General features: G+C 73.5%; 1 protein-coding gene. It reads right to left on the reverse strand.

Annotated features, from left to right (window positions below):
• Positions 1 to 100: 100 nt before the first annotated feature.
• A partial coding sequence (locus JHD82_RS29370) for a hypothetical protein (RefSeq protein WP_199140440.1) occupies positions 101 to 317 on the reverse strand: 217 nt, incomplete at its 5' end.

The raw sequence follows: 317 nt of genomic DNA on the forward strand, positions 1-317 counted from the left end.
CCCATGATGGGCTGCATCTGGTCCTGCCCCACCGACCAGATGCTGCGCTTTCCCGTGGCCACGCTGATCCGCTTTTGCCACAACCATGGACTGATCCAGGTCACGGACCGGCCGCAGTGGCACACGGCTGTCTCTTATACACATCTGACGCTGCCGACGAAATGCGAACAGTGTAGATCTCGGTGGTCGGCGTGTCATTAAAAGGGGGGGGGGGGGGGGGGGGGGGGGGGGGGGGGGGGGGGGGGGGGGGGGGGGGGGGGGGGGGGGGGGGGGGGGGGGGGGGGGGGGGGGGGGGGGGGGGGGGGGGGGGGGGGGGG

Origin of the sequence: Delftia sp. ASV31 (assembly GCF_016428765.1) — a bacterium.
GTDB classification, from domain to species: Bacteria; Pseudomonadota; Gammaproteobacteria; order Burkholderiales; family Burkholderiaceae_C; genus Comamonas; species Comamonas acidovorans.